The organism is Paraburkholderia sp. BCC1884 (assembly GCF_900996225.1).
In the GTDB taxonomy this organism is placed as follows: domain Bacteria; phylum Pseudomonadota; class Gammaproteobacteria; order Burkholderiales; family Burkholderiaceae; genus Paraburkholderia.
Window position 1 is genome coordinate 1 of record NZ_CAAJGL010000093.1, and the last position, 610, is coordinate 610.

General features: G+C 64.1%; 2 protein-coding genes. One reads left to right on the plus strand and one right to left on the minus strand.

Annotated elements, in window-relative coordinates; genetic code table 11:
• Positions 1–189: 2,3-bisphosphoglycerate-dependent phosphoglycerate mutase (locus FQ705_RS22370; protein ID WP_144144397.1), on the minus strand; the 189-nt coding region annotated here is incomplete at its 3' end.
• A gap of 136 nt (positions 190–325) precedes the next feature.
• Between FQ705_RS22370 and FQ705_RS22375 the strand changes: the two genes are divergently transcribed.
• Positions 326–610: rhodanese-like domain-containing protein (locus FQ705_RS22375; protein WP_144144399.1), on the plus strand; the 285-nt coding region annotated here is incomplete at its 3' end.

Below are 610 nucleotides of genomic sequence, written 5' to 3' on the forward strand. Positions count from 1 at the left end.
GCGGATCGCGCGCTTGAGCACCGAGGTGTAGGCGATGTCGAACGCGTAGCCGGCTTCCTTGAGCAGGACGCCGGCCTGGCGGGCCTCGTTGTTGCCTTGCTCGGTCAGGTCGACGTCGACCCAGCCGGTGAAGCGGTTTTCCTTGTTCCATGTCGATTCGCCGTGGGGGATGAGAACGAGCTTGTACATGAGTGCTTGCTGGTCGGTAGTAAGGAAGCGGGCCGCAAAGGGCGGGTCCGTAGCCGGGTCGCCATCGCGTCAGACGGATATTTTATAATGGCGGGATTGTCCTTTTCGATTTCTCTTTTTTAGCGGCGGATCCTCCGTGACGTTCTTTACCGATTACACCAACCTTGCGCTCATCGCGATCATGCTCGTTTCCGGCGGCCTGCTGGTGGTTCCCGCGCTGCGGCGCGGGGGCGGCGGCCTGTCCAGCGCCGAGGCGACCCAACTGATCAACCGGCGCAATGCGATCGTGATCGACCTGCGGCCCTCGGCCGAGTATGCCGCCGGGCACCTGCCCTCGGCGCGCTCGGTCGAGTACGCCGAGCTGGCTTCCCGGCTCGGCCAGGTCGCCAAGAACAAGAGTGCCCCGGTGCTGCTGGTCTGC